Source organism: Spirillospora sp. CA-294931, assembly GCF_050946795.1.
Classification (GTDB): Bacteria; Actinomycetota; Actinomycetes; order Streptosporangiales; family Streptosporangiaceae; genus Spirillospora.
This window is the reverse complement of record NZ_CP192006.1, coordinates 8,744,510-8,771,228: the sequence shown is the minus strand read 5'-3', so window position 1 is coordinate 8,771,228 and position 26,719 is coordinate 8,744,510. Positions and strand designations below refer to the sequence as shown.

The 26,719-nt window shown below is 73.4% G+C and carries 16 protein-coding genes; 12 read left to right on the top strand and 4 right to left on the bottom strand.

The window, feature by feature from the left end; all coding sequences use genetic code 11:
- The first annotated feature begins 52 nt into the window (after window positions 1-52).
- The 3 genes from ACQPY4_RS39885 (at window position 53) to ACQPY4_RS39875 (ending at window position 3,521) form a co-directional block, all read left to right on the top strand.
- On the top strand, window positions 53-1,078 hold the full coding sequence (locus tag ACQPY4_RS39885) for a zinc-dependent alcohol dehydrogenase family protein (protein WP_433330260.1): 1,026 nt from the start codon (window positions 53-55) through the stop codon (window positions 1,076-1,078).
- Between the two features lie 214 nt (window positions 1,079-1,292).
- Complete coding sequence (locus tag ACQPY4_RS39880; protein WP_433339222.1) at window positions 1,293-2,438, top strand: glycosyltransferase; 1,146 nt, start codon at window positions 1,293-1,295, stop codon at window positions 2,436-2,438.
- A 51-nt stretch (window positions 2,439-2,489) separates the two neighbouring features.
- On the top strand, window positions 2,490-3,521 hold the full coding sequence (locus tag ACQPY4_RS39875; RefSeq protein ID WP_433330258.1) for a hypothetical protein: 1,032 nt from the start codon (window positions 2,490-2,492) through the stop codon (window positions 3,519-3,521).
- A gap of 3 nt (window positions 3,522-3,524) precedes the next feature.
- On the opposite strand, the gene ACQPY4_RS39870 is transcribed toward ACQPY4_RS39875, so the two are convergent.
- On the bottom strand, window positions 3,525-4,115 hold the full coding sequence (locus tag ACQPY4_RS39870) for a TetR/AcrR family transcriptional regulator (protein ID WP_433330256.1): 591 nt from the start codon (window positions 4,113-4,115) through the stop codon (window positions 3,525-3,527).
- 103 nt (window positions 4,116-4,218) lie between these two features.
- Here ACQPY4_RS39870 and ACQPY4_RS39865 point away from each other — a divergent pair, with 103 nt between their 5' ends.
- Window positions 4,219-5,928 carry an ABC transporter ATP-binding protein/permease gene (locus ACQPY4_RS39865; RefSeq protein WP_433330254.1) on the top strand — a complete coding sequence of 570 codons (1,710 nt, stop codon included), beginning with the start codon at window positions 4,219-4,221 and terminating at the stop codon, window positions 5,926-5,928.
- Window positions 5,925-7,721 carry a thiol reductant ABC exporter subunit CydC gene (gene cydC, locus ACQPY4_RS39860; RefSeq protein WP_433330252.1) on the top strand — a complete coding sequence of 599 codons (1,797 nt, stop codon included), beginning with the start codon at window positions 5,925-5,927 and terminating at the stop codon, window positions 7,719-7,721. The genes ACQPY4_RS39865 and cydC overlap by 4 nt, the downstream gene beginning before the upstream one ends.
- Before the next feature lie 60 nt (window positions 7,722-7,781).
- On the opposite strand, the gene ACQPY4_RS39855 is transcribed toward cydC, so the two are convergent.
- From ACQPY4_RS39855 to ACQPY4_RS39845, 3 genes are all read right to left on the bottom strand, one after another.
- A complete protein-coding gene (locus ACQPY4_RS39855) occupies window positions 7,782-7,985 on the bottom strand; it encodes a cold-shock protein (protein ID WP_433330250.1) in 204 nt (67 codons plus the stop codon).
- 206 nt (window positions 7,986-8,191) lie between these two features.
- A complete protein-coding gene (locus ACQPY4_RS39850; protein WP_433330248.1) occupies window positions 8,192-8,752 on the bottom strand; it encodes a GAF domain-containing protein in 561 nt (186 codons plus the stop codon).
- A gap of 13 nt (window positions 8,753-8,765) precedes the next feature.
- Window positions 8,766-8,930: a hypothetical protein gene (locus tag ACQPY4_RS39845; protein WP_433330246.1), complete on the bottom strand. Its 165-nt coding sequence runs from the start codon at window positions 8,928-8,930 to the stop codon at window positions 8,766-8,768.
- Between the two features lie 421 nt (window positions 8,931-9,351).
- Between ACQPY4_RS39845 and ACQPY4_RS39840 the strand changes: the two genes are divergently transcribed.
- From ACQPY4_RS39840 to ACQPY4_RS39810, 7 genes are all read left to right on the top strand, one after another.
- On the top strand, window positions 9,352-10,188 hold the full coding sequence (locus tag ACQPY4_RS39840; RefSeq protein WP_433330244.1) for an ArsR/SmtB family transcription factor: 837 nt from the start codon (window positions 9,352-9,354) through the stop codon (window positions 10,186-10,188).
- A 176-nt stretch (window positions 10,189-10,364) separates the two neighbouring features.
- Window positions 10,365-11,384, top strand: a complete 1,020-nt coding sequence (locus tag ACQPY4_RS39835) for a hypothetical protein (RefSeq protein WP_433330242.1) — start codon at window positions 10,365-10,367, stop codon at window positions 11,382-11,384.
- 10 nt (window positions 11,385-11,394) lie between these two features.
- Window positions 11,395-12,573, top strand: a complete 1,179-nt coding sequence (locus tag ACQPY4_RS39830; RefSeq protein ID WP_433330240.1) for a WD40 repeat domain-containing protein — start codon at window positions 11,395-11,397, stop codon at window positions 12,571-12,573.
- 80 nt (window positions 12,574-12,653) lie between these two features.
- On the top strand, window positions 12,654-13,805 hold the full coding sequence (locus ACQPY4_RS39825) for an alpha/beta hydrolase family protein (RefSeq protein ID WP_433330238.1): 1,152 nt from the start codon (window positions 12,654-12,656) through the stop codon (window positions 13,803-13,805).
- A 249-nt stretch (window positions 13,806-14,054) separates the two neighbouring features.
- Window positions 14,055-15,329: a lipase family protein gene (locus ACQPY4_RS39820; protein ID WP_433330236.1), complete on the top strand. Its 1,275-nt coding sequence runs from the start codon at window positions 14,055-14,057 to the stop codon at window positions 15,327-15,329.
- Window positions 15,330-16,120: 791 nt separating this feature from the next.
- Window positions 16,121-21,136 carry an amino acid adenylation domain-containing protein gene (locus ACQPY4_RS39815; protein ID WP_433330234.1) on the top strand — a complete coding sequence of 1,672 codons (5,016 nt, stop codon included), beginning with the start codon at window positions 16,121-16,123 and terminating at the stop codon, window positions 21,134-21,136.
- On the top strand, window positions 21,102-26,711 hold the full coding sequence (locus tag ACQPY4_RS39810; RefSeq protein WP_433330232.1) for an SDR family NAD(P)-dependent oxidoreductase: 5,610 nt from the start codon (window positions 21,102-21,104) through the stop codon (window positions 26,709-26,711). The genes ACQPY4_RS39815 and ACQPY4_RS39810 overlap by 35 nt, the downstream gene beginning before the upstream one ends.
- Window positions 26,712-26,719: the final 8 nt, after the last annotated feature.

Below are 26,719 nucleotides of genomic sequence, written 5' to 3'. Positions count from 1 at the left end.
GGCGCGGACGTCAACGGCGGCTAGGCTCCGCCTTGATCGCGGGGAGGAAACGATGAGGGCAGTGGTGTACGACTCTTTCGGCGGGCCGCTCCAGGTCAGGGACGTCCCCGACCCGTCCGCGCCACCCGGGGGCGTGGTGATCCGGGTGGCGGCCACCGGCCTGTGCCGCAGCGACTGGCACGGGTGGCAGGGGCACGACGCGGACATCCGGACGTTCCCGCACGTCCCCGGCCACGAACTCGCCGGGACGATCGCGGAGTCCGGCACGGCCGGCTGGAAACCCGGCGACCGGGTGACCGTTCCCTTCATCTGCGCGTGCGGCCGGTGCCCCTCGTGCCTGGCGGGCGACCAGCAGGTCTGCGAGAGGCAGACCCAGCCCGGCTTCACCCACTGGGGCTCGTTCGCGGAGTACGTCGTCATCGAGAACGCGGACGTCAACCTCGTCCCGCTGCCCGAGAGCGTCTCGTACGCGACCGCCGCGAGCCTCGGCTGCCGGTTCGCGACCGCGTTCCGCGCCGTCCTCGCCCAGGGCAGGACCGCCCCCGGGGAGTGGGTCGCCGTCCACGGCTGCGGCGGTGTCGGCCTGTCCGCGATCATGATCGCCGTGGCGGCCGGTGCCCGGGTCGTCGCCGTCGACGTCTCACCGGACGCCCTGGCCCTGGCCGCCGACCTCGGCGCGTCCGCCGTGCTGGACGCCGCGGCGCTCGACGACGTTCCCGCCGCGATCCGCGACGCGACCGGCGGCGGCGCCCACGTCTCCCTGGACGCGCTCGGCAGCCCGTCCACCGCCCGCGCCTCGGTCGCCTGCCTCCGGCGACGCGGCCGTCATGTGCAGGTGGGCCTGCTCCCGCCCGCCGCGGGCCGCGCCGACCTGCCCATGGAGCTGGTCATCGCCTGGGAGCTGGAGATCCTCGGCAGCCACGGCATGCCCGCCCACGCCTACGCGCCCATGATGGCCATGGTCAGGTCCGGGGCCCTCACCCCCGATCGCCTCGTGACCCGCACCATCGCCCTGGCCGAGACCCCTGCCGCCCTGGCCGCGATGGACACCCCGGGCATCACGATGATCACTCCGTGACTGGCGGGCCTCGCTGACCCGGCTCACCGCCGGGGCGTGCCCGGGGGGTGGCTCGGCTTCCCCTCCATTTTCAAGTTATAGCGGAGAGGGGGGCTTGCGGCAAGACCCCGGTGACGGTTCACAATCGGTGCCGTAAGTGTCGTCAGTTGGGGGGGTAATTCGAATGCGGGCATTGCTGGCGAGTATCGGTTCGCGCGGGGACGTTCAGCCATTGGTGGCCTTGGCGCTGGAGCTTCGGGAACTCGGCCAGGACGCCCGGCTGTGCGTCCCGCCGGATTTCCGTGAATGGATCGAGGGTCTCGAAATTCCCGTGGTTCCCATCGGGCCCGAACTGCGGGGGACGGCGTCGGCCGGGCGGGCACGGCCGACGCCGGAGCAGTTGGTCCAGCTGGCGCGGGGGACGGTCGGCACCCAGTTCGACGTCCTTCCGGCGGCGGCCGAGGGGTGCGATGTGCTTGTCGCGGGCGGATACCTGCTGCTCGCGGCCCGTTCCGTCGCCGAGCGGGCGGGGATCCCCTACGTCCATGCGAGCTACTGCCCGATCACCCTGCCGTCGCCGCACCACGCGCCGCCTCCGCATGCGGGGTGGACGCCGTCGGCCGAAGCGGTCGGCCACACCGCTCAATGGGCCGAGGACGCCCAACGCTGGAACGCCATGTGGGGCGACGCCCTCAATTTCCATCGCGAGGCGGCGGCAATGGCGCCGGTCGCCGATGTTCGGGGCCATGTATTCACCGGCCGGCCGTGGCTGGCCGCCGATCCGACGCTCGGCCCCTGGCCCGGTTCGAGCGATCAGGACGTCCTGCAAACGGGCGCCTGGATAATGCGGGACGAGCGTCCGCTGCCGCCGGAAATCCAGGAATTCCTGGACGCCGGGGAGCCGCCGGTCTATTTCGGTTTCGGCAGCGTCCGCGCCCCCGAGGGCCTCGCCCGGGTGATGGTCGACTCGGCCCGCGCCCTCGGCCGCCGCGCGCTCGTCCTGCGCGGATGGACGGACCTCGCCCCGGTGGACGAAGGGCCCGACTGCGCGTCCATCGGCGAGATCAACCAGCAGGCGCTGTTCCAGCGGGTCGCCGCCGCCGTCCACCACGGTGGCTCCGGCACGACGACGACGGCCGCCCGGGCCGGGGCGCCCCAGGTCGTCATCCCGCAGACGTTCGACCAGCACTACTGGGCGCGGCGCGTCGGAGAACTCGGCATCGGCGCCGCCCACGCGCCCGTCCCGCCGACCACCGAATCCCTGACGGCGGCCCTCACGGCCGCGCTCGACCCGGGCACGGCGGCCCGCGCACGGATCGTCGCCGCCGAGATCCGCCCGGACGGCGCCCGGTTCGCGGCGGAACGACTGATTTCCTCCTGAACGTCGTGAAACGTTCACTTTTGAGCAGGGGCGGGACCGTACGGTGCACTGATGGAGAAAGATCGACTTTCGCGCCGGGCGGCGCTGGCGGGGCTCGCGGGGACGGCCGGAGCGCTCGGGCTGGGCGGCGGCACGGCGGTGGCCGCGCCGAGCGGGCGGCGGCTGCGGGTCCTGGTCGCGACGAACGAGCCGTGGGGGACCTACCACGTCAAACCGCTGCTGGCCGAGGCCGCGCGGCGCGGGTGGCGCCTGACCCAGCTCGTCCCGGACCTCGCGCAGATCAAGCCCGGCGACCCGGTCCCCGTGAGCACGCCGGAGGACGCCCCGCGCGCCGACCTGCTGGTCGTGACCGGCGCCGGGGACTGGCCGCTGAAGTGCGCGGCCCGGTTCGGGCGGCTGCCCGTCGTGGCCAGTTCGCTGGCCTATCTGGGCCCCAAGGAGGCGCCGGAGGCATGGCGGCTGCGGTGGCGGCTGCGCGCGGTGACCTCGTCGTCCCCTGCCGAGGGGCGCGCGTTCGCGGGGTACCTGGGCATCCACCGCCGGGTCCGGATCGTGGGGTCGCCGCAGACCGACGACCTGCCCGTGCGCAGGCCCGAGGCGGGGCTCGTGCTCGTCCTCACCAGCGTGACGCGTCCTGACGGCACCGGAGGCTCGGCTCCCGGGACGGAACTGCTGCTGGCGGCGGCCGAAAGACTCCAGTCCTCGGGCCGTCGCGTGCTGGTGGGGCTCCATCCGCGCGAGGACCGCCGGCTCTGGGAGCGGTACGAGATCAGTGCGGTGCCGTCGATCCAGGCCGCGGCGCGGGCGGAGGCGGCCGTCGGCATCCCCGGCACGGTCTTCCCCATGATCGCCGCAGTCGGGACGCCGGTGGTCGGGTGCGTCGACCCGGCGCTCACCGTCCCCCATTACCTGCTGGCGGTCTGTTCCTCGACGGTCGGCCAGGTCGCCGAGGTGGAGCGGGCCGTCGCCTCGGCCCGCCTGCCGAGCGCCGCGGTGCTGCGCGACGCCGTGGGTCCCGTGGGCGGCTCGGCGGCTCGGCTGCTGGACGCCTGGTCGCGCGCCGTCCCCGGCTTCCCCCGCTGACCTTCAGGCGTCCAGCAGGGCCCGGCAGAGGCGGCGGACCTCCGCGATGAGCCGCTCGGGGGCGGTGGGGTCGCCGGCGTGGATCAGATGGTCCGAGGTGCCGTGCACGGCGTGGTAGATGACCACGGCCGTCGCGTGCGGGTCGCGGATCGCGAGGGCGCCCGCGGCCACCGCCTCCTCCAGCAGGGCCTGGAGTTCGATGATCGGGGTGGGCTGCTCCGGGTCGATCCGCGGCGGCGGCTGTGAGTGGCGGAAGACGACGTCGTGCAGGCGCGGGTCTTCGACGTAGTCCTCGATGCCCGCCACGGCCCACGCCTCGACGCGTCCGGCCCAGTCGTCCGGGTCGGCGCCGGCGGCGCCCGCCACGGCGGCGGCCTGGCGGGCCAGGAAGCGCTCGACATAGCGTTCACGCAGGGCGTCCAGGACATGGTCCTTGGAGCGGAAGTGCAGGTAGAAGCTGCCCTTCGAGACGCCCGCCCCGGCGGTGACCTCGTCGACCGTGATGCCCTCGACGCCCTTGTCGAGCGCGATGCGCTCGGCGGCGTCCAGCAGGTCGGCCCGCCGTTGCTCGGGTGGCTTGGTTCGTGGCCGCACCCCGTCAGCTTAGGGCACCCTTGCCTTACTCCCGAGTCACGTGATAATCGTTTTCACTAATGACTGACCGCCAGTCATTAACTCCAGGATGAGGGGGAAGGGCATGGTGCTGCTTCATCGGCGGCTGCTCTCGCTGGCACGCGAGGTGAGCCGCCACATCGCGGCCGGGACGTTCCTCGCCCTCGCGATCACCGCCACCCGGATCGCGCAGGCGCTGCTGCTGGCGCACGCGGTGTCGGTCGCGATCGACGGCCGCACGCCGACGGAGGAATTCGTCTGGCTGGCCGTCGCGGTGGTGCTCAGGGCCGCGCTGCTCTGGCTCGCCGAGATCGCCGCCCACCGGACGGCGGGCGTGACCAAGGAACGGCTCCGGGTGCGGCTGTACGAACGGCTGCTCGCGCTGGGGCCGGGGTATCTGCTCCTCAAGCGCAGCGGCGAGGTCAGGTCGGCGCTGGTCGACGGCGTCGAGGCGATGGAGTCCTACTTCGGCCGCTACCTTCCGGCCCTGGTCAACGCGCTGGTCGGGCCGCTGGCAGTGCTGATCTTCCTGGTGACCGTCGACCCGTGGCTGGCCGCGATCGTGCTGGCCGGCGGGCTGGTGGCGATTCTGGGCGCGATGGCCTGGCGGGCCGTGTTCGCCCGGCGCAGCGGGGAGGTGTGGGAGGCGATCGGCGAGACCGACGCCGAGTTCGTCGACACCGTCCAGGGCCTGCCGACGCTGAAGGCGTTCAACGCCACCGCCCGCCGCCGGACGCTGGTGGCCGACCGGGCCCACCGCCTGCGGCGCGTGGTCATGGACCAGCTCAAGATCAGCCTCATGCAGCTCGGCATCCAGAAGCTCGGGACGCTGGGCGCCGCGGCCGCCGCCACCGGCTACGCCGTGACCCTCTACCCCGACGGCGACATCAGCGCGTACGCCCTGCTCAGCATGGTGTTCCTGATCCCCGAGGCGTTCCGTCCCCTGGACGACCTCGGCCGCTACGCCCACGACGGCATGAACGCCGTCAGCGCCGTCGAGGGGGTCGAAGAGCTGCTGACCGCCGCGGAACCCGCGCCCGCGGTGCCCGGCGGACCGGCCGTCCTGTCCGCCTCCGTGGCCTTCGACGACGTGACGTTCCGGTACCCCGGACGCGAACGCCCGGCCCTGCGGTCGGTCACGTTCGAGCTGCGGCCCGGTGAGACGGTCGCCGTGGTCGGCGAGTCGGGCTCGGGCAAGAGCACCCTGGCCGCGCTGCTCCTGCGGTTCATGGACCCGGCCTCGGGACGGATCACGCTCGGCGGCCGCGACCTGCGCGAGATCCCCAGCCAGACCCTCCGGTCGATGATCGGGTTCGTCGCGCAGGACACCTACCTCTTCCACGGGACGGTCGAGGACAACGTCGCGTTCGGCTCGTCCGAGGCCAGTCGCGCCGGCATCCGGGCGGCGGCCGACGCGGCGGGGCTCGCGGACGTGGCGCTCGACGTGGAGGCCGGGGAGCGCGGCCAGCGCCTGTCCGGCGGGCAGCGCCAGCGCATCGCCATCGCCCGGGCGCTGCTCAAGGACGCGCCCGTCCTGGTGCTGGACGAGGCCACCTCCAGCGTCGACGCCGCCACCGAAGCGGCCATCCAGGAGACCCTCCGGACCGTCACCGCGAACCGGACCACGCTGGTCATCGCGCACCGCCTGTCCACCATCCGGGACGCCGACCGCATCGTCGTGCTGAGCGACGGCGAGATCGCCGAGATCGGGACCCACGACGAGCTGCGCGCGCGCAACGGCGCCTACGCCCGGCTCGTCGCCGCACAGGAAGACCTCACGGGAGCCGTCCAATGAGCCACTCGCACGCCCACGGACCGGCCGGTGCCGGCGAGCACGGGCCGTCCGGCACCTATCCGCGCCCCCTGCGGGGCCTCCTGCCCTACCTGCTGGAAAGCCCGGTCGCGTTCTTCCTCGTGGTGCTCTCCGGCATCCTGTTCTCCGGGCTCGCGATCACCTCGTCCGCGCTGGGCGCCTGGCTGGTCGGCGCGGTGCTCACCGGCCGTCCGGCCGGGGAGCTGACCACGCAGATCTGGTCGCTGGGCGCCGCCGCCCTGCTCACCGCCGTCGCGGCCTGGTGGCAGTCGCACATCGGGCACGACTGGGCCTTCCGGATCCTCGCCGAGATGCGGATCCGGCTCTACGACGGGCTGGAGCGCGCGACCCCCGGCAAGATCCTCGGCAAGCGCACCGGCGACCTCACCTCCTCGGCCATGGCCGACGTGGAGACGACCGAGATGTTCTTCGCCCACACCGCGGGCGACTACCTCGGGGCGGTCCTGGTCTCGCTGGCGTCGCTGACCGTCATCGCGGTCTTCGACTGGCGGACGGCGTTGGTCACGGCCGCGCTCATGGTCGCCGTGGCGATCGTGCCGTTCGTGCTGGCCAGGCGGGCCGCCGCGCAGGGCCGCGCCCTGCGCGGCGAGCTGGGCGCGCTCAACGCCGAGGCCCTGGACGGCGTCCAGGGCCTGCGCGAGCTGGTCGTCTTCGGGCGCGGCGGCTGGTACCTCTCGCGGCTGACCGCGCGCACCCGCGTGGCGCACCGCCACGGCGCCGCCTACGCGCGCCGCTCCGGGCTGGAGCAGACGGCCACCGACCTGCTGCTGTCGCTCGGCGTCATCCTGGTGCCACTGGTGGCGTCCCGCCAGGTGACCTCGGGCGGCCTGGACGCGGCCTGGCTGCCGCCGCTGATCGTGCTCGGCGTCGCCTCGCTGGTCCCGATCGCCACGGTCTCGGCCACCGCCCGCACGCTCGGCGAGGTCCGCGCGGCGGCCGGACGGGTGCTGACGATCATCAACTACCCGGCGCAGATCACCGACTCCGGCGCGGACGCCCCGAAGGAGCCGTTCGAGCCGTCCGTCCGGTTCGAGGACGTCCGGTTCCGCTACACCGAGGACGGCCCCGAGGTGCTGAAGGGGGTCGACTTCACCGTCGGTCCCGGTGAGACCGTCGCGCTGGTCGGCAGCTCGGGCGCGGGCAAGACGACCTGCGCCAACCTGCTGCTGCGGTTCTGGGACACGACCTCGGGCCGCGTCCGGATCGGCGGCCACGACCTGCGGGACCTGCCGCTGGCCACGCTGCGCGACACCGTGACGCTCGTCCCGCAGGAGGTGTACCTGTTCAACGTCTCGGTGCGGGACAACATCCGGCTGGCCCGGCCGGAGGCGACCGACGAGGAGGTCGAGGCCGCCGCGCGCCAGGCCGTCGCGCACGACTTCGTCAGCGCGCTGCCCGAGGGCTATGACACGCTCTGCGGCGAGCGCGGCGCCCAGCTGTCGGGCGGGCAGCGCCAGCGCGTCGCCATCGCCCGGGCGCTGATCAACAACGCCCCGGTCATCGTGATGGACGAGGCCGTCTCCAGCCTCGACACCGAGAACGAGCGGGCCGTCCAGCGGGCCGTGGCGCGGGTCAGGGCCCGGCACACGATGATCACCATCGCGCACCGGCTGTCGACGATCCGCTCCGCGGACCGCGTGCTGTTCCTGGACGGCGGCCGGGTCGCCGACTCGGGCGGCCACGACGAGTTGCTGGCCCGCAACGCCGACTACCGGCGGCTCCTGGCCGCCCAGGCCACCCCGGCGGCCGGCTGATCGAAAACAGAACGGCGCCCCCGGGTCGTGCTCACCGGGGGCGCCGTCAGAGTCCTTGGATCAGGCGGGGACGATGTTCTCCGCCTGCAGGCCCTTCTGGCCCTGGGTCACGTCGAACGAGACCTTCTGGCCTTCCTGAAGCTCACGGAAACCCTGGGCCGCGATGTTGGAATAGTGAGCGAAAACGTCGGGGCCGCCGCCGTCCTGCTCGATGAAGCCGAAGCCCTTTTCTCCGTTGAACCACTTGACCGTACCGGTCGCCATGTTCGTTTCCTCCTGGGTCGGTCCCGGTCCGCACCGTGCGAACCGAGGACGCCGCGAGGCCCATCCGGAAGATCCAGAACAACAAAAAACGCGCCCGGCGTAGTGACCCGACAGGCGCGTGCAAATGTCTATGGGAACCGCAACATAATCACGATATCACATAAATACGGGGGCTCGATTGGGGACACGCGCGCCGGGTATTTCGATCATGCGATGCGGTCGGTGGCACGGCGCTCCTCGGCCAGTTCGACCAGGGTGGCGGCCATCGAGGCGAACAGCGACAGGTTCCGCGTGACCGAGGCGCTGAGCGGGAGGTCGCCCGGGCGGCCGATGACGGCCAGCACGCCCCGCGTGGCCTCGCCCGTCTCCAACGGGAGGAGCAGCGCGGGACCGGCGGGCAGCCCGTTGACGGTCTGGTCGACCGCGATCCGCGTCGACAGCGCCCGGCGGGTGCTGAACACGCGTCCGATCATGGACCGGCCGCGCCGGACCGAGTGCCCGCGGATCCGGTCGCTGTCGTGGCCGAGCGCGAGGTCGATGCGCAGGACGTTGGCGTCGTTCTCCTCGGGCAGCGCGATGAAGGCCAGCCGGGCGCCCGCCATGGCCAGCGCGTGCGAGGCGATCAGCGTGAGCACGTCTTCGAGGGGGCGTTCCTCCAGCACCGCCGACATCAGGTCGAAGGTGGCGGTGACCCGGGCGGGGTCGCCGCTCTGCCCGGGCCGCCTCGGCGGCCCCCACGCGATATGACCCTCCAGGTCAGCTGTCATCTCGTACTCCCTCTCAGGCGGCGTTCGGTAGGGCGCCGGGTTCCGGGCGCCGGCTGGTGAGGGGCGTGGTCTTCGGCGGGGACGACCCGCCGACGACGACCAGCGGGCCGGGGTCGCGCAGCCCGACCTCCTGGCGTCGAGCGGTGCGTTCGGAACCGGTGACCTTTTGCGGCGGCATTGGCGCCGGACCTGTCCGAGCCGGAGGGCCCATGTAGTGGAAACCAGGGCGACACCGGCTTGCTGCCCGCGTCGGGAAACCCTCGCTCGTGTCGAGTCTACGCCTCGCTCGCCTCCGCGCCGCCGGACGAACCTCGCCGCTCCCGGGGAGCCGCCGCCGTCCGCCGCGCGGGGTTTCACCCGTCCGCCATTTCCCGCCAAGGATATGAATATGTTTCTCTTTTTGTGGCCGCCGGACGACGGGCCGGTTGCGACCGTGTTTCAGATCATGGCCGCGAGTGGAATCTTCGGGGCGTCCCGGCGGTTTCCCGCAAAGGATCGTGCTGCCGGAGGCCCGCCTGATGTTGCGTATCCGTTTCACTCCCGAAGATATGGGACTCGTCCGACTCGCCAAAGATCCGGACCCGCTTTGGGAAATCTTGTTGAGCCTGCACAAAATCGCGGACGGAGAGGGCTCGCTGGTCTTCGACGGCTGGCGCCGCCGGGTGCGCCGCCGCCTGCCCGGTTCGACCAGGCGGCTTCTGGAGCTGGCCCCGCCGCAGGGGCCCTCGCCCGACTTCCTGACTCCGGAGGCGCCGACGCTGGACGAGGGATTGGCGAAGATAAGAGCGCAGGCGTCGCCTCACATAGCCGATCCGGCGGCGCGAGACGGCCTCGTCAACGCACTTCGTGAATATCACCGTTCCGCACTCGAACCCTGGTGGCCGCTAATTCAGGCACAAGTGCACACCGACCTCGCCACCCGGGGGCAGGTTCTCGTTCACGCGGGCCTGGACGAAATGCTCACCAACCTCCATCCGGCCGCCCGCTGGTCGCCGCCCGACCTTCACCTGCCCTATCCGGTGAAGCGCGTCCTGCACCTGAACGGCCGAGGGCTGCGATTGCTCCCGTCCTTCTTCTGCTGGCGGCGGCCGATAACCCTGTGCGATCCCAGCCGAGCACCGGTTCTGGTGTTCCCGATCGACCACGACCCCGGCTGGCTGGCGTCCGCACCCCGGACGCCGACTCACCGCTCCCTGGCGGCCCTTCTGGGACGCACCCGCGCCGTCGTCCTGACCACCATCGCCGCCCAGTCGTCCACCACCACCCAGATCGCCCACCGGGCGGGAGTGTCCCTGGCGGCCGCCAGCCAGCACACCGCCGTCCTGCGCGAGGCGGGGCTGATCGCCACCCAGCGCCGGGGCAACCGTTCCATCCACACCATCACCCCGGCCGCCAAGGCCCTGATCACCCTTCAGGCTCCGGCGGCGGGCTCCTGAGGCCGGTCAGCCGGGCGGCGGGAGAAGCGCGCCGACCATCCGGCGGAGGCGCCGCCCTCGACGCCCGGAAAACCGGATGAATGGGCCCCCCGTTCTGCACGAAATGCTGCGATTTCGGGCGACGATGTCTAGAGTCTGTTCATTCCGCTTGATCAACTGGGCCGAGAGGGGACGCCTTGCCTGTGCGGCGTATCGGGAAGCCCGAAGAGCTGGAATTCGCGAACCCTCTCCCCGCGCGCTCTCCCGTCCCCGAACGGATCACCGCCGTCGCGGCCACGGCCGACCTGAGCCGGGTCGCGGTCGCCACGTCCGCGCCCTGGTTCCACCGGTGCACCGAGGTGCTGCTGTTCGCCGAGGGCGAGGTGACCCGCCTGCCCACCCCGGGCTGCCGCCTGTTCCTCGACCTGGTCTTCGATCCGGACGGTTCGGCGCTGACGGCCATGGGCACGGGGAACTCCGGCCTGCGCTGGTCGCTCGACGCGCCCGCCGAGCCCTGGAACCCGCTGATGATGACCATGGGCGGCAGCCCGGACGGCCCGGCCCTCGCCCAGGCCGCGGTCGGCGGCGGTGGCCGCTTCCTCGCCACGGCCAGCGCGGTCACCGGCAACGTCGTCGTCCGGGAGACCGCCACCCGGCGCGTCGTGCACGACGTGGGGACGCTCTTCGACGGCCTGGACTTCGAGGACCGGGTGGACGGCGAGGGCACCGTCGCGCTGAGCGCCGACGGGTCGCGCGTCGCCTTCTCGCGCCACCACTTCAGATCGTCGCTGGAAGGCGTCGTCGTCCAGGAGATCGGGGGCGCCGCCTACTCCGAGCGCCGCACCCGCATCCCCTGGGTGAACGGCCTGGCCTTCAGCCCGGACGGCGCCGCGCTCGCCGTCGTGGGCGCCCGCTCCGACGAGACTGTCGCCGCCGTCCTCGACCTGGACGACGCCGCCGACCGGCCGCTCCCGGTCGTCCTCCCGACCGACCGGCGGGTCGACCGGATGAACCTGCGTCCCGTATGGCGCGGCTTCGAGCCCCTGGTGCCGATCGTCGACCCGGACCGCGTCACCGTCTGGAACCTGGCCTCCGCCACCGCCGTCCTCTCGGTGGCCGCGCCCGGCACGCGGACCGCCGCGGCCCTGGCCCCCGACGGCTGCGCCCTGATCGTCGCCTCGCCCGACCATGGCGTGGACGCCCGCATACTCCCGTGAAGGCGACCCGATGAGCCCGCTCGACGACCTCCTGGACGCCCGCCCGACCGAGGCGGCATGGCGCCGGGCCTGCCCGCTGCTCGCCGACCTCGACGCCGCGGCGCTGGCCGCCGTCGCGCCCCGGGTGCTGGCGTGGCCCGCCCAGCTGCGCCCCATGCCGGACGACTGGTGGGCCCAATGGACCGCCGGTGACCGGCGTCCCCACCACGACCTCGCCGGGACGCGGATGCTCGGGACCCTCGACCATGTCGAGCTGGGCCGCGTCGCGGAGGGCCCCGGCGGCGAGGACGAGGCCGAAGGCGCGTACTTCTACCACGGCGCGACCGGGGTGGCGGCCCCGTCCGGCCTGTCCTGGCTGGCTCTGGGGGCGGCCGCCGAATGGCACCACAACGGCGGCGACGTCGTCCGCTGGAGCACCCTCAGCCACGCCTCGCTGATCTGGTACCTGGAAGGGGACGAGTACCACGACGAGGCCGTCGACCTGCAGCTCAGCCCGGACGGCGGTACCCTCGTGACGGCCGTGGAGGGCCGCTGGCACGCCTGGTCGGCCGCGACCGGCGACGAGCTCTGGGTGGACTCGGGCTCGCCGGACCAGGGCCTGGTCCGCTTCGCCTTCAGCGCCGACGGCCGCCGCGTGGCCGCCGGGACCGAGTCCGGCACGGTCGCGGTCATCGAGACGGCGTCCGGCCGCAGGCTGCTCACCGTCCCGGCGTCCGGTCCGGTGGCCCTCGACGCGACCGGCGACCTGCTGGCCCACACGACACCCGAAGGCGACGCGGTCGTCCGCGACACCGGGGGCGGTGCCGTGGTGACCACCGTCCCGACGTCCCTCACCCAGGTGAACGCGCTCGCCCTCGCGCCGGACGGCGGCGCCCTGCTCGCGGTGGGGGAGGGGACCCAGATGATCGACCTGCGCACGGGGACCCCCGGCGAGCCCGCGCACCCCGCGGATCTGCCGCTGAAGCTGGACGCCACCTGCCGCTACGCCGTCCGCGCGACCCGTGCCCTCTGGACGGACACGGGCCCTCTCGCCTACATCGTCACCGACGGCGGCTCGGCGCTCCTGAACGCCGAGGGCCGTGCCCTCTGGGCCCACCCCACCGGCGTGATCGGCGCGTTCACCCCGGACGGCCGCGCGCTGGTGACCGTCGGGGACACCATCGAGGCCTGGTTCGTCCGCGCCCTCTGAGCCGTAGCCCCTGAGGGCCACACCCGGCTTCCCGCCGGGGGTTGACGCTCGTTCGATCATCGCGACCTTAGCCTTCCCGCATGATCAGAACCCATCGCGTCGCGGCGGTGCTCGGCATGGCGGGCCTCGCCGGAGCCATGACGGCACCCGCCGTCTTCGCCAACGGAACCCCCGCGACGGCGGTGGAACGGTTCTCCGTCCGGTTGGGCGACTTCACCAGCACCGTGCGGCTCGACCATCCGCGCTCCGGCCGCGCACCGCTGATCATTCTCGTGCACGGCGCCGGGCCGACCGACCTGGACGCGAACGTCGCCGGCGAGGACGGGGAGATCCGCTCCCACATCTTCCGCGACATCTCCCGGCACCTCACCACCCGGGGGTTCGCGGTACTGCGCTACAACAAGCGATACGTCACCGGCCCGGCCCAGACCACCGACCGTTTCGGCACGCTGACGATGCGGCAGATGCGCGACGACGTCGAGACGGTCATGCGGACCGCCCGCGAGGACGCGCGGGTCGCCCCGCACGTCGTCCCCGATCGCATGTTCCTCTACGGGTGGAGCGAGGGCAGCAGCGTCGTGGCCGACGTCGCGTCCCGTCACCCCGGGCTCGCCGGAGTGATCTTCCAGGGCGGGGTGAACGTCACCTGGCGGGCCGGGCTGCTCGACCAGGTCGGACGGGTGGCGGTGCCCTACCTGCGCCGCTTCACCCGCGACGGCGACACCGTCACCCCGTCCACCCTCCGCCGCGCCTGGCGCGCCGAGGGCGGCATGCAGGCCAAGGAGTGGACCGCCATGCTCGCCACCGACATCGGTCGCCCCGACCCGGTCGTCAGCCCCGCGTTCGACACCGACCGGGACGGACGCATCGCCATCGGCCGGGAGTTGCTGCCGAACGCGCCCGCGTTCGTGGACGCCCTCCTCGCGCCGACGGGAGTCCTCAGCCGCTGGGGCACGGGCCGCGGGCTCCCGTCGGTCGCCGCGCGAGCGCCCCGGTTGCGGATGCCGGTGCTCAGCCTCCAGGGCCGGCAGGACGGAAACGTGCCTCCCGATTCCGTCCGCCTCCTGCACGAGCGCCTCGCCCGGTCCGGGCACCGGGACCACACGCTGCTGGTCTATCCCGGCCTCGGGCATTCACTCGGCCCGGCCCGCGCGCCCTCCGATGATCGGATCCTCCCGATCGGCGCACGTCCGCTGCGAGACCTCACCGGCTGGTTGCGACACCGTTCCTAGGCCGTCCGCTCCGGACGGTCAACCGGCGTGGCGGGCGACCTGATGGGCCTGAATGTGCCCGGCGACCCGCCCAGGACGCCGAACGTCTCCACCGGTCATGGTCATGCGGACCGGCGGCGTTTTTGTCAGTGAGCGCTTCCTTCTCCGGTGATTTTTCGTACCGGACGGCATGTATTTCGGCGTGTGCCCTCTGTCACAGTGACGTTCTCGTACCGTCCCGCCTGTTCCAGATGTGTCCGGGAGGCACTTGTGAGGATCACCAGTGTGTTCGCCGCACTGAGTGTCGGCACCGCGGTGGCCGTGACGCCGCTGGTCGGGGGCGGTGCCGCCCTGGCGGGCGCGATCGCCTGCACGGCGAGCGACGCCGACATCTACAAGCCCCCCGCGACCGTTACCGGGAACCCGGGGGACGTCCTGGCGTGCGCGCCGACCAAGCTGACCTATATCCCGAACGCTCCGGCGTTGAAGGCGTGGAAGGTCCAGTACGTGACCACCGACGCCAAGGGCACCAAGGTCGCCGCGTCCGGGACCGTCGCGGTGCCGGAGGCCGCCTGGACGAAGGGCGGCGCGCGCCCGACGCTGTCCTACGCGCCGTTCACCCATGGCTCGGGGTCGGCCTGCTCGCTGTCCAAGCAGATGACCACGGGGTTCCAGGACCAGTTCGAGGCCCCGAACCTGTCCGGCTTCCTCAACGAGGGCTGGGCCCTGGCGGCCACCGACGGCGTCGGCTATCTCGACGGCCAGACGCACTACTACGTCAACGGCAAGGCCAACGGCCCCGCCTCGCTGGACGTGGTGCGCGCCGCCCGCAAGATCCCCGGCGCCGGGGTCCCGGCCGACGGCAGGGTCGGTCTGTCCGGCTACTCCGAGGGGGCCAACACCTCCGGCTGGGCCGCGCAGCTCGCCGCGTCCTACGCCCCCGATCTCAACGTCGTCGGCGCGACCGCCGGGGGCATCCCGGCCCATCTGAAGGCCGCCGCCAAGCAGCTCAACGGCAGCCTGTTCGCCGGGTTCCTGGCCGACACCCTGATCGGGCTCAAGGCCCAGTACCCCGAGATGCCCTTCGACGAGCTGATGAACGACGCGGGCCGCAAGGCCGAGAAGGACGTCAAGAGCAACTGCCTCGTCGGCACCCTCGCGATCTTCGCGGGCGCCAAGGTCGAGAACTTCACCACCGACAAGCTCAGCCTCGAGCAGCTGTACGCGATCAAGGGACCGGGCGGCCAGACCTGGGGCCAGATCGCCGACAGCCTCAACCTCGGCGTCGACGTCGGCGGCCCCGCCTCCGCCGCCAAGTACAAGGTCGGCTTCCCCGTCTTCCTCTACCGAGGCTGGGCCGAGGAGATCCTCCCGCACGAGCCCATGGACGCCCTGCACAAGACCTACTGCCAGACGGGTATCCAGAACCGGTACAACATCGCCTACCCGACCGAGCACGCCACCACGATGTACGGCGCCGCCGGAGACGTCCTGAACTTCTTCCGCGACCGCTTCGCCGCCAAGCCGTTCCAGAACGGCTGCTGAGCCCCCCACCCCCCCTCGGAGCCCGGCCCCCTCAGGGGGGCCGGGCTCTGAATTTCTCCCCCAATGGCTTTCCGAACCGCCCTGATTGGTACTCCAAGGTTCCCTCCGATTGGCCTTTGGAAGGACGGCGGGGCAGTTTGGCAAGGCGTCGGGCTGACCACATCCGGCGAGCCTCCGGGGTGATGTGCCTCACTCGGCCCCGCCGCGGCGGGCAGGGAGTCCCGGGCCGGGTTCCCCGCCTCAGCGGGGTGGACTCTCCTGCTGTTTGGGTTGTGACCAGCATTGATGCCCGTGGTCGCGCTCTCTGGCGAGGGTCGTCCCGCCGCCTTCCGGCGTGGAGCCTCTGACTAACCAGAAGGTTAGAGAACCCTAACCCTCCGGTGAGTTTGAACTGGCATTGACGGTAGAGGTCCACGTTTCTGACAAAGCGTTAAGGCGACGCTGAGTGAGGGCTGCGAACTGATTGTCGAAAGCCCGGGGCGATCATCGAATCGGGTCTCGACTTCATTCGGAAGCTATGCATAGATGGGCATCGTTCCGCGAAAGGCCAGGCAGTCCTCAAATGGCGCCGGTCTTACGTTTGCGTATCCCCGATAGGGCGATCCCCGTCGGCGTGCGCGCGGACGAGGGGAGGTGGGGGCCATCACGCACGCGTCGATGTTCGAAGAACGTCGGTTCGGTAGTTCGAAGCCGCTCTCGCCAGTGGTGGAGGACGCGCGGTGACGGTGAGTCGGGGGCGGCCTTCGCGTTCGGCGCGGGCCGCGGGATCGCTCCAAACCAACGGGGCGCCCGTGGAGACCTTGTTCAACGACCTCGTCACCGCACAGGCGGCCCGGACCCCGGACGCCCCCGCGATCCGGCAGTGGGACACGCGCGTCTCCTACCGCGAGCTCGTGGACGCGGCGGCCGCGCTCGCGCACCGGCTGCGGCGCCTCGGCGTCCGGCCCGAGACCAGGGTCGGCGTCTGCGCCCGCCGCACACCGCTGCTCCCGGTCGCGGCCCTCGGCGTCATGATGGCGGGCGGCGCCTACGTCCCGCTCGACCCGTCCCACCCCCGGCGCAGGCTCGCCGGCGTCCTCGACGACGCCGGAATCGAGATCGTCGTCGCCGACGCCACGGGCCGGTCCCTGCTGGCGGGGACGGGACGGCGGCTGGTCGAGCCGTCCCTCGAAGCGGCCGGTCCGCCGCCGCCCTGCCCGGCGCTCCCGGCCAACGCCGCGTACGTGCTCTACACCTCCGGCTCCACCGGACGGCCCAAGGGCGTGGTGGTCAGCCACCGCAACGCCGCGTCCTTCGCCACGATGGCGGGACGGTTCTTCGGCCTGGACGGCGGCTGCCGGTCGGTCGCCTTCTCGGCCCTCGGCTTCGACGTCTCCGTGCTCGACCTGTTCGTCCCGCTCACCCGGGGCGGCTGCGTCCAGCTCGTCCCGGACGACGACCGCGCCGACCCCGTCCGCCTCCAGCGGTTCCTCGAAGTCCACGAGGTCACCTGGGGCTTCATCCCCCCGGCGCTGCTGCCGCTGCTGGACCCGGGCAGGCTGACCCGCCTGGAAGACCTGGTGACGGCGGGCGAGCCGCCCGGCCCCGAGCAGGTGGCGCGCTGGTCGGGGACGTGCCGGTTCCACAACTGGTACGGGCCGACCGAGGCGACCGTCTGCACCGTGGGCGCCGAGCTGGCGGGCGACTGGGACCGGCCGCTGCCGATCGGACGGGCGCTGCCGGGCTGCCGGGCCCACGTCCTGGACGCCGACCTGCGCCCCTGCCCGCCGGGCACGCCGGGCGAGCTCTTCCTGGGCGGCCCGCAGGTCGCCCGGGGCTATCTGGCCAGGCCGGGACGCACCGCCGAGGTCTTCGTGCCCGACCCGTTCGGCACGGTGCCCGGGGCGCGGCTCTACCGGACCGGCGACCGGGTGGTGACCGAGCCGGACGGCCGGATCGGCTTCCTCGGCCGTCTCGACCGCCAGGTGAAGATCCGCGGCCAGCGCGTCGAGATCGGCGACATCGAGTCGGTGCTGCGCGCCCACCCCGGGGTGCTCCAGGCGATGGCCGACGTCGAGGACGCGGGCGACGGCACGCTCGTCGCCTACCTCACCCCGGCCGACGCCCCCGACCTGGCCGAACTGCGGGAGTACTGCGCCGAGCGGCTGCCCGGCTACATGATCCCGTCCCGGGTGGTGCGGCTCGCCGCGCTACCTCTCAACGCCTCGGGCAAGGTCGATCTCGCGGCGCTGCGACGGTCGCGGGCGACCGCCGAGGTCCGGGACGACGACGCCGCGCTCTCCGGCACCCCGATCGAGATCGGCGTCCGGCGGATCTGGTCGCGGGTGCTGGAACCGTCCGGGCCGCCCGGGCCGGACGACGACTTCCTCGCCTGCGGCGGCCACTCGCTGCGGGCGATGCGCCTGGTGTCCGCGCTGCGCTCCGAGCTCGGCCGGGCGGTGACGGTCGAGGACGTCTACGCCGGGCGCACGGTCCGCGGCCTGACCGAGCGGGTGGACAAGGCCGGGCCGATCGCCGAGGCCGTCCCCACCGGCAACGCCCCCGCGCTGTCGTCGGCCCAGCTCCGGATGTGGTTCGTCGAGCGGCTGGCGCCCGGCATCCCCGTCCACAACGTCGCGCTGGCCGAGCGTGTGCGCGGGCCGCTCGACATCGAGGCCCTGCACACCGCGCTGGCCGCCGTCGTCGACCGCCACGAGCCGCTGCGCTGGCGGATCCCCGACCGCGCGGGCGTGCCGTACGTCGAGGTGGCGCCGCCGGGGCCGGTCGCGATCCCGCTCACCGACCTGTCCGCGCTCGCGCCCGCCGAACGGGAACGGGCGCTGGACGTGCTGCTCATGGCCGAGGCCCGCACCCCGTTCGACCTGGTCGCGGGCCCGCTGTGGCGGGCGCGGCTGGTCCGGCTGGGGCCCGGCGACCATGTCCTGACCTGCACGGTTCACCATGTCGTCTTCGACGGGTGGTCGCAGGACGTGCTCTTGCAGGACCTGGCCGATGCCTACGCGCGGGCCGTGGCCGGACGCGCGCCCGGCCTCCGCCCGCCGGAGGTCGGTTTCGCCGACTACGTGGCCTGGGCGGCCGACCGGGCCGCCCGCGGCGCGGAGTCCGGGCTGGCGTGGTGGACCGAACATCTCAAGGACGCGCCGACGGTCTGCGACCTGCCCCGGGACCGGTCCAGGCCGCCCATGCAGACCTTCAACGGAGCGGTCCGGCACGCCGCCGTGGACGCCGAGGTGACCGAGGCCGTCGACGCTCTGGCGCGCCGGGTCGGCAGCACGCCCTACGTCGTCCTGCTCGCCGCCTTCGGCCAGCTGCTGCGGCGGCTCACCGGCCAGGACGACCTGATCGTCGGCACGCCGTACGCCGATCGGGGGCATGTCGACTTCGAGCCGCTCGTGGGGCTCTGCCTCCAGGTCCTCCCGGTGCGGCTGCGGATGGCCGACGAGGCATCCTTCGCCGACCAGGTGCGCGACTGCGCGCGGGAGGTCGGCGCGGTCACCGCGCATCCCGACCTGCCGCTGGAGCGGCTCGTCGCGGAACTGGGCCTGCGGCGCGACCTGACCCGCAACCCGCTGACCCAGGTCCTGTTCAACATGCACGACTTCGCCCGGCCCCGGTTGCGCCTGTCCGGCTGCGCCGTCGAGCCGCTGCGGGCGGGGCTCCCGGGGGCGCTGTTCGACCTGACGCTCTACCTCAGCGCGGACGCCTCGGGCCTGGCCCTGCAAGCGGTCTACAACCCCGACCTTTACGACGAGGCGCGCATCGAGGCCCTGCTCGCGGGCTACGTGCGGCTCCTCGGGGAGCTGGTGGCCGAGCCGTCGCGTCCCGTCCGGGACGCGTCGCTGCGCGCACCGGCGGACCCGCTGCCCGGCTGGAGCAACGCGCCGGAGGCCGGAGCGGACGGCCCCGGCCTCATCGAGCGGATGGAGCGCTCCGAGCGCGACCGGCCCGACGCGACGGCGATCACCGGGTCCGCCGCCGCGCTGACCTTCCGCGAGGTGGGCCAGCTGCGCGTCCGGACGGCCGCCTCGGTGCGCGCGGCGGGCGTGGCGCCCGGCGAGACGGTCGCGGTTCTCGGCGCCCGGCACGTCGCGCTGCCCGCGCTCATGCTCGGCGTGCTGGCGTCCGGCGCGCGCTGGGTCGTCCTGGACCCGGCCCTTCCCGAACCCGTGCTGGCCCGCCAGGCCACCGCCGCCGGGGCCCGCGCGCTGCTCCTGTGTCCCGGCGCCACCCGCCCCGCCTCCCTCACCTACCTGCCCGTCATCGAGATCGGCGAGCACGACCCGCGCCCTGTGGCGCCCCCGCACGAACGCGGATACCTGGCCCTCACCTCCGGGACGACGGGCGCCCCCCAGGTCGTGGTGACGCCGGAACGCCCGCTCACCCACTTCCTGACCTGGTACGCCGCGACCTTCCGGCCCGTCCGAGAGGACCGGTTCGCGCTGCTGGCCGGGCTGGCCCACGACCCGCTGCTGCGCGACGCGTTCATCCCGCTGGTCACCGGGGCGCGGCTGGCCGTGCCCGAACAGGAGTGGATGCGCGATCCGGCCCGGCTGGCCGCCTGGCTGTTCGCCGAGGGGATCACGGTCCTGCATCTCACGCCGCAGCTGGCCCGGCTGCTGTGCGGGGTGTCGGCCGTGGCGCTGCCCGAGGTCCGGCTGGTCGCGTTCGGCGGCGACCAGCTGCGTCCCGCCGACGTCGCCCGGATCCGCGCGCTGGCACCCGGCGCCCGCGTCGTCAACTTCTACGGCGCGACCGAGACACCGCAGGTCCACGCATGGCACGAGGTTGCGGGCGTCCCCACACGGCCGGACGGCGACGCGGTGCCGGTCGGCCGGGGCGTGGACGGCAGCCGCCTGATCGTGCTCGGCGCGAACGGCGAACCGGCCGGGGTCGGTGAGCTGGGCGCGGTCGTGGTCCGCAGCCGCAACCTCGCCGACGGGTACCGGGACGACGCCCTGACGGCGCGCCGGTTCGGCCGCCCGCCCGGGGCCTGCGACCCCGCCGACCGGCTCTACAGGACCGGCGACCTGGGCCGCTACCGTCCGGACGGTTCGGTGGTGCTGGCCGGGCGCGCCGACGACCAGATCAAGGTCCGCGGGTACCGCGTCGAGCTCGGCGAGATCGACGCCGTGCTGGCCTCCCATCCCGGCGTCCAGGCCGCCGCCGTCGTCGCCGACCGCGACAACGACGAGCGGGTGCTGCGGGCCTTCGCCGTCCCGGCCGATCCGGACCTGCGCGCCGCGGACCTGCTGACGCTGCTTCGGACGCGGCTGCCCGAGCACGCCGTGCCCGGCGAGGTCCGGCTCGTGCCCGCCATCCCGCTCACCCCGGCGGGCAAGGTCGACCGGCGGGCGCTGCCGCGGCCCGTGCTCCGCCCCGACCGCCCGGCCGACGGGGAGCTCACGACCGCCACCGAGCGCATGGTCGCGCGGGTCTGGCAGACGGTGCTCGGGCGCTCGCGGATCGGCGGCGGCGACAACTTCTTCGAGATCGGCGGCCACTCGCTGGCCATCGCCTCGGTACAGGCGCGGCTGTCGGAGCTGACGGGGCGGCAGATCCCCATCGTCGACCTGTTCCGCTACCCCAACGTCCGCGCGCTCGCCGGTCATCTCGACGGCGCGCGGCGACGCCCTCCCGGCGTCGGCCAGGCCACCAGCCGGGCGATGACCCGGCGGCGGCGGCTAAGCGAAGGTCTGGGTCCTCAACGACGACGACTGGCCAGAAGCGCGGGCCGTAACGACGGCCCCGTGGAGGACGAGAAGGAGACTCTCGATGACACTTCCGCACACCGGCGACCTCCCCGATGACCTGTCCGCCGACGACGAGCCGGCCGTCGAGCCCATCGCGGTCGTCGGGCTGGCCTGCCGGTTTCCCGGCGCGCCCGACGCGCGGCGGTTCTGGCGCAACCTCGCCGACGGGGTCGACTCGATCACCTTCTCCACGATCGAGGAACAGCGTGCCCTGGGTGTGCAGGAACGCTTCCTGAAGGATCCGAACTTCGTCCCGGCGGCGATGCTGCTGGAGGAGCACGACTCCTTCGACGCCGGGTTCTTCAAGATGTCGCAGCGCGAGGCCGAGATCCGCGACCCGCAGCACCGCATGTTCCTGGAACTGGCCTACACCGCCCTGGAGGACGCCGGGTACGACCCGGCGCGCTACCCCGGCGAGATCGGCGTGTACGCGGGCGTCGGACCGGACTCCTACCAGTGGCTCAACATCCGCAGCAACCCGCAGGCGTACTCGACCGCCGGATGGCTCACGGTCATGGTGGGCAGCCACGTCGACTACGCCGCGACGCTGACGTCCTACAAGCTCGACCTGCGCGGCCCGGCGTTCACCGTGCAGACGGCCTGCTCGACCGGACTGGTCGCCGCGCACGTCGCCTGCGAGTCGCTGCGCAACGGCGAGTGCGACATGGCGCTGACCGGCAGCGCCATGATCGAGGAGCAGATCGGCCACGGCTACGTCTACGACCAGGACGGCGTCGTCTCGCCCGACGGGCACTGCCGCGCCTTCGACGCCAAGGGGCAGGGCACCGTCTGGGGGAGCGGCGGCGGGGTCGTCGTCCTCAAGCGCCTCCAGGACGCCATCGACGACGGCGACGACATCCGGGCGGTGATCCTCGGCAACGCGCTCAACAACGACGGCGCCAACAAGGTCGGCTTCTCCGCGCCGAGCCAGGAGGGCCAGGCCACCTGCATCGCCCAGGCGCTCGGCGTGGCCGGGGTGGACCCGAGGACGGTCACCTACGTCGAGGCGCACGGGACGGGCACCGCGCTCGGCGACCCGATCGAGGTCGCCGCGCTCACCAGCGTCTTCCAGCAGGACACCGACGACCGGGGCTGGTGCGCGCTCGGCTCGGTCAAGTCCAACATCGGGCACCTCGGCCAGGCGGCCGGGGCGGCCAGCCTGATCAAGACGGTCCTGACCGTGGAGAAGGGCCTCATCCCCAAGAGCCTGCACTACGAGAGCCCCAACCCGAAGATCGACTTCGGGAAGAACCCGTTCTACGTCAACGACTCGCTGTCCAAGTGGGAGACCGACGGCTTCCCGCGCCGGGCCGGGGTCAGCTCCTTCGGCATCGGCGGCACCAACGCGCACCTGGTGCTCCAGGAGGCGCCGGAGCGCCCGCCGTTGTTCGCGCAGCCGCGTCCCGCCCATCTGGTCCGGTTGTCGGCCCGCACCGACACCGCGCTGCGCGCCCAGGTGGACCGCCTCGGCGAGCACCTCTCCGAGCGGTCCACGCTGGACCTGTCCGACGTCGCGTACACGCTGCGGGTCGGCCGACGCGAGATGGCCCGCCGGGCCGTCGTGGTGGCCGAGGACACCGCGGACGCCATCGTGGCGCTCACCGACCCCAAGCGCCTGATCACCGGCGCGGTGCCCCGCACGGTCTCGCGGGTCGCGCTGCTCTTCTCCGGTCAGGGCTCCCAGTACCCGGGCATGGGAGGTGAGCTTTATGAGCACGAGCCGGTCTTCCAGGAGGCCGTGGACGAGTGCGTGGCGCTGCTGCGCGAGGAACTCGACGTCGACCTCGCCGACCTGATCTTCACCTCGGGCGACGCGGACCGGCTGCGGCGCACCGAGTTCGCCCAGCCCGCGCTGTTCGTCATCGAGTACGCGCTGGCGAAGCTCTGGAGCTCCTGGGGTCTCGAACCGGCCGCGATGATCGGCCACAGCATCGGCGAGTACGTCGCCGCGACGCTCGCGGGGGTGTTCACCCTGCCGGGCGCGCTGCGCCTGGTCGCCGCGCGCGGCCGCCTCATGCAGCGGATGCCGTCCGGCTCGATGCTCATGGTCCAGCTGGAGGAGCCGGACGTGCGGTCGCGGATGCCCGCCGGGCTCTCGGTCGCGACCGTGAACGCGCCCGGCACCTGCGTCGTGGCCGGGCCCGGCGAGCTGGTGGACGCCTGGGCCGAGGAACTCGGCGCGGACGGGATCGGCTGCACCGCCCTGCACACCTCGCACGCCTTCCACTCGGCGATGATGGACCCGATCCTGGCCGAGTTCCGGGAGCTGGTGGCCGCCACCGAGCTCGCCGCGCCCGGCCTGCCCTTCCTGTCCAACCTCACCGGAACCTGGATCACCGCGGCCGAGGCCACCGACCCGTCCTACTGGGTCCGCCACCTGCGCGAGACCGTCCGGTTCGGCGACTGCGTGACCACCCTGCTCGGCGAGGGCGACTGGCTGCTGGTCGAGTGCGGCCCCGGGAGCCAGCTCGCCCAGCTCGCGGGCGCCCAGCTGGCGGGCGACGCCGTCCGGCCGGTGCCGAGCCTGCCCGGGCCGCGCGACACCGGCTCCGCGCTGACCGCCCTGTACTCGGCGGCCGGGACGCTCTGGGTGCACGGCATCGCGCTGGCGGACTTCGGCGCCCCCGGACGCCGGGTCCAGCTCCCGACCTACCCGTGGGAGCGCAAGCGCGCCTGGATGGACCCCGTCGGGCCGTTCGGCCACGCGCCCCTGGAGCCCGCGACTCCCGAAGGGCCGCTGGCGGTCGAGGACTGGTTCTCCGTGCCGGTCTGGCGGCAGCTCCCGCCCTCACCCGCGCCCGCACCGGCGCTCGGCCGCTGCCTGGTCTTCGCCGACGACGCCTCCGCCGATCTGGTTCCGGTGCTGCGCGCGGCGGGCGCCGAGGTCGTGGTCGTCCGTCCGGGCGACGGGTACGAGCGCGTGGCGTCCGACGCCTACACGGTGCGTTCCGCCGAACGCGCCGACTATGACGCGCTGATCGGTGACCTGACCGAGGCCGGCGGGCCGCCCGGCCGGATCGTCCACGCCTGGACCGTCGGCGCGCCGCCCGCCGGTACGGACGCGCGGGCCGTCTGGGACGCCCAGGAGCGCGGCTTCTTCGCGCTGCTCAACCTCGTGCAGGCGCTCACCGCGCAGCCGTCCGAAGACCCCGTGCGGCTGGAGATCCTCACCGCCGCGACCCAGGACGTGACGGGCGGCGACCTGCTGCGGCCCGAGCACGCCACGGTCACCGGCATCACCCGGGTGGTCCCGCTGGAGGTGCCCTGGCTGGACGTCCGGCAGGTCGACCTCGACGACCGTCCGGACTGGGCGGCGGCGGTGGACGAGCTGGGCCGCGACGCCGGGGAGGACGGCGCCGGGCTGCACCCCGCGCTGGCGCACCGCGCCGGCCGCCGCTGGGTGCGGGAGTACGAGCCGGTGCGCGTGCCCGAGAGCCAGGCGCCCGCGCTGCGCGACCAGGGCGTCCACGTCATCACCGGTGGACTGGGCGGCATCGGCATCACACTCGCCGAAGACCTGGCCACGCGGGTCCGCGCCCGCCTGGTGCTGCTGTCGCGCGGCGGGCTCCCGCCCCGCGAGCAGTGGGACGCCCACCTCGCCGAGCACGGCACGGGCGGCCGGACCGGACGGGCCATCGCGGCGGTGCGGCGGATGGAGGCCGCGGGCGCCGAGGTGCTGGTGCTCGCCGCCGACGTCACCAGCGCCGGCGACCTGCGCCGGGTGCGCGAGGAGACGCTGCGGCGCTTCGGCCGGGTCGACGGCATCGTGCACGCCGCGGGCCTGCCCGGCGGCGGCATGGCCGAGGTCAAGGAGCGCGCCGCGGCCGAGGAGGTGCTGGCGTCCAAGCTGCTGGGCACGCTGGCCCTGCACGAGGCGTTCGGCGACCTCGACCTGGACTCGGTCGTCCTGTGCTCGTCGATCACGGCGGTCACCGGCGGGTTCGGCCAGGTCGACTACTGCGCGGCCAACGGCTTCATGGACGCCTACGCCCGCGGCGCCCACGGCTGGCGCGCACGGGTGACCTCGGTCGACTGGGGCGCCTGGCTGGAGGTCGGCATGGCCGCCGAGGTCAGCGCGCCCGAGGCGTTCCGCACGCTCCAGCGCGGCGAGGCCCCCGCGGGCACGGTCACGCCGATTGACCATCCGCTGCTCACCGAACGCCACGACGACCCGGGAGGCGGGCTGCCCTGGTGCAGCGGGAACCTCTCCCCGGCCACCGCGTGGCCGCTGGACGAGCACCGTCTCGGCCAGGTGCCGGTCCTGCCCGGCACGGGCCATCTGGAGACGGCACGGGCCGCCGCCGAGGCCGCGCTGCCCGGACGGGCCGACGGCCAGGTGATCGAGCTGAGCGACGTCACCTTCATCGATCCGATCGTGGTCCACGACGGCACCTCGTGCGAGCTTTCGGTGTCGTTCAGCCCCGACAGCACCGGCGACCTGGTGGAGTTCACGCTCGCCACCCGGGCGGACGGCCCCCGGCGCACGCACACGCAGGGCTCGGTGCGCTGGGTCGACCCGGGCCCGGCGCCCGTGGCCGACCTGGACGCGATCCGCTCGCGCTGCGCCCATGTCGGCGGGCACGGCGGCGTCCCGCTCACCGGCCTGCTGGCGGTGGGGCCGCACTGGGACACCATGCAGACCTGGTACACCGGCGACAACGAGGCGCTGGCCCTGCTCGAGCTGAGCGGGGTGGCCCTCACCGACTCCGACCGCTGGGACCTGCACCCCTCGATGCTGGACGAGGCGACCTCGTTCGTGCGGTTCAGCGTCGACGGACACTACCTGCCGCTCAGCTACGGGCGGGTCGTCGTCCGCGCCCCGATGCCGGACCGCGTCTGGAGCCATCTGCGGTTCCGGGAGAGCGGGACGGCCGAGGTCCTGGTCGCCGACATCTCGCTGGTCGACGACGAGGGGCGCGAGGTCGTCGGGATCTCCGACTTCACCCTGCGCCGCATCAACCCCGACGCCGTGCTGGGCACCGTCAGGTCCGAGACCCCGGCGCCGACGGTTGCGGCCGCCCCCGCCGAACCGTCGGCGCCGGCTCCCGCCGAGGAGACCGGGCTGTCCTCGGGTGGGGGGACGACCCCCGACACTCCCCGGAACGAGGAGGTCCGGGGCATCCGCCCGGCCGACGGCGCCGAGGCGTTCCGCCGTCTGCTCGCCGCCCGCCTCGGCCCGCAGGCCGTGGTCACGGCGGTGCCCCTGACCGAGTCCTTCGCCGGGGTGCGGGCGCTGACCCAGGAGACGGTGGAGACCGAGCTGAGCGGTCCCGCGCTGGCCGATCCGGCGGCGGCGCGTCCCGCGAGCGAGGACTACGTGGCCCCGCGCACCGAGCTGGAGGCCACCATCGCCCGGCTGTTCGCCGAGGTGCTCGGCGGCGAGGGCATCGGCATCGAGGACGACTTCTTCGAGCTCGGCGGCAACTCCCTGGTCGCCGTCCAGTTGCTGGCGCTGGTGCGCAAGCAGCTGGGGGCGCGGCTGCCCATGCGCAGCCTGTTCGAGGAGCCGACCGCCGCCGGGATCGCCGTCCTGGTCGAACAGGCCAGGCAGGAGACCGGCGGCGATGACGAGGCGCCACCGGAACAGCCCGCGCCCACCACGATTCCCAGGCTGCCCCGGCGAGCGAACTGACGGAGGTT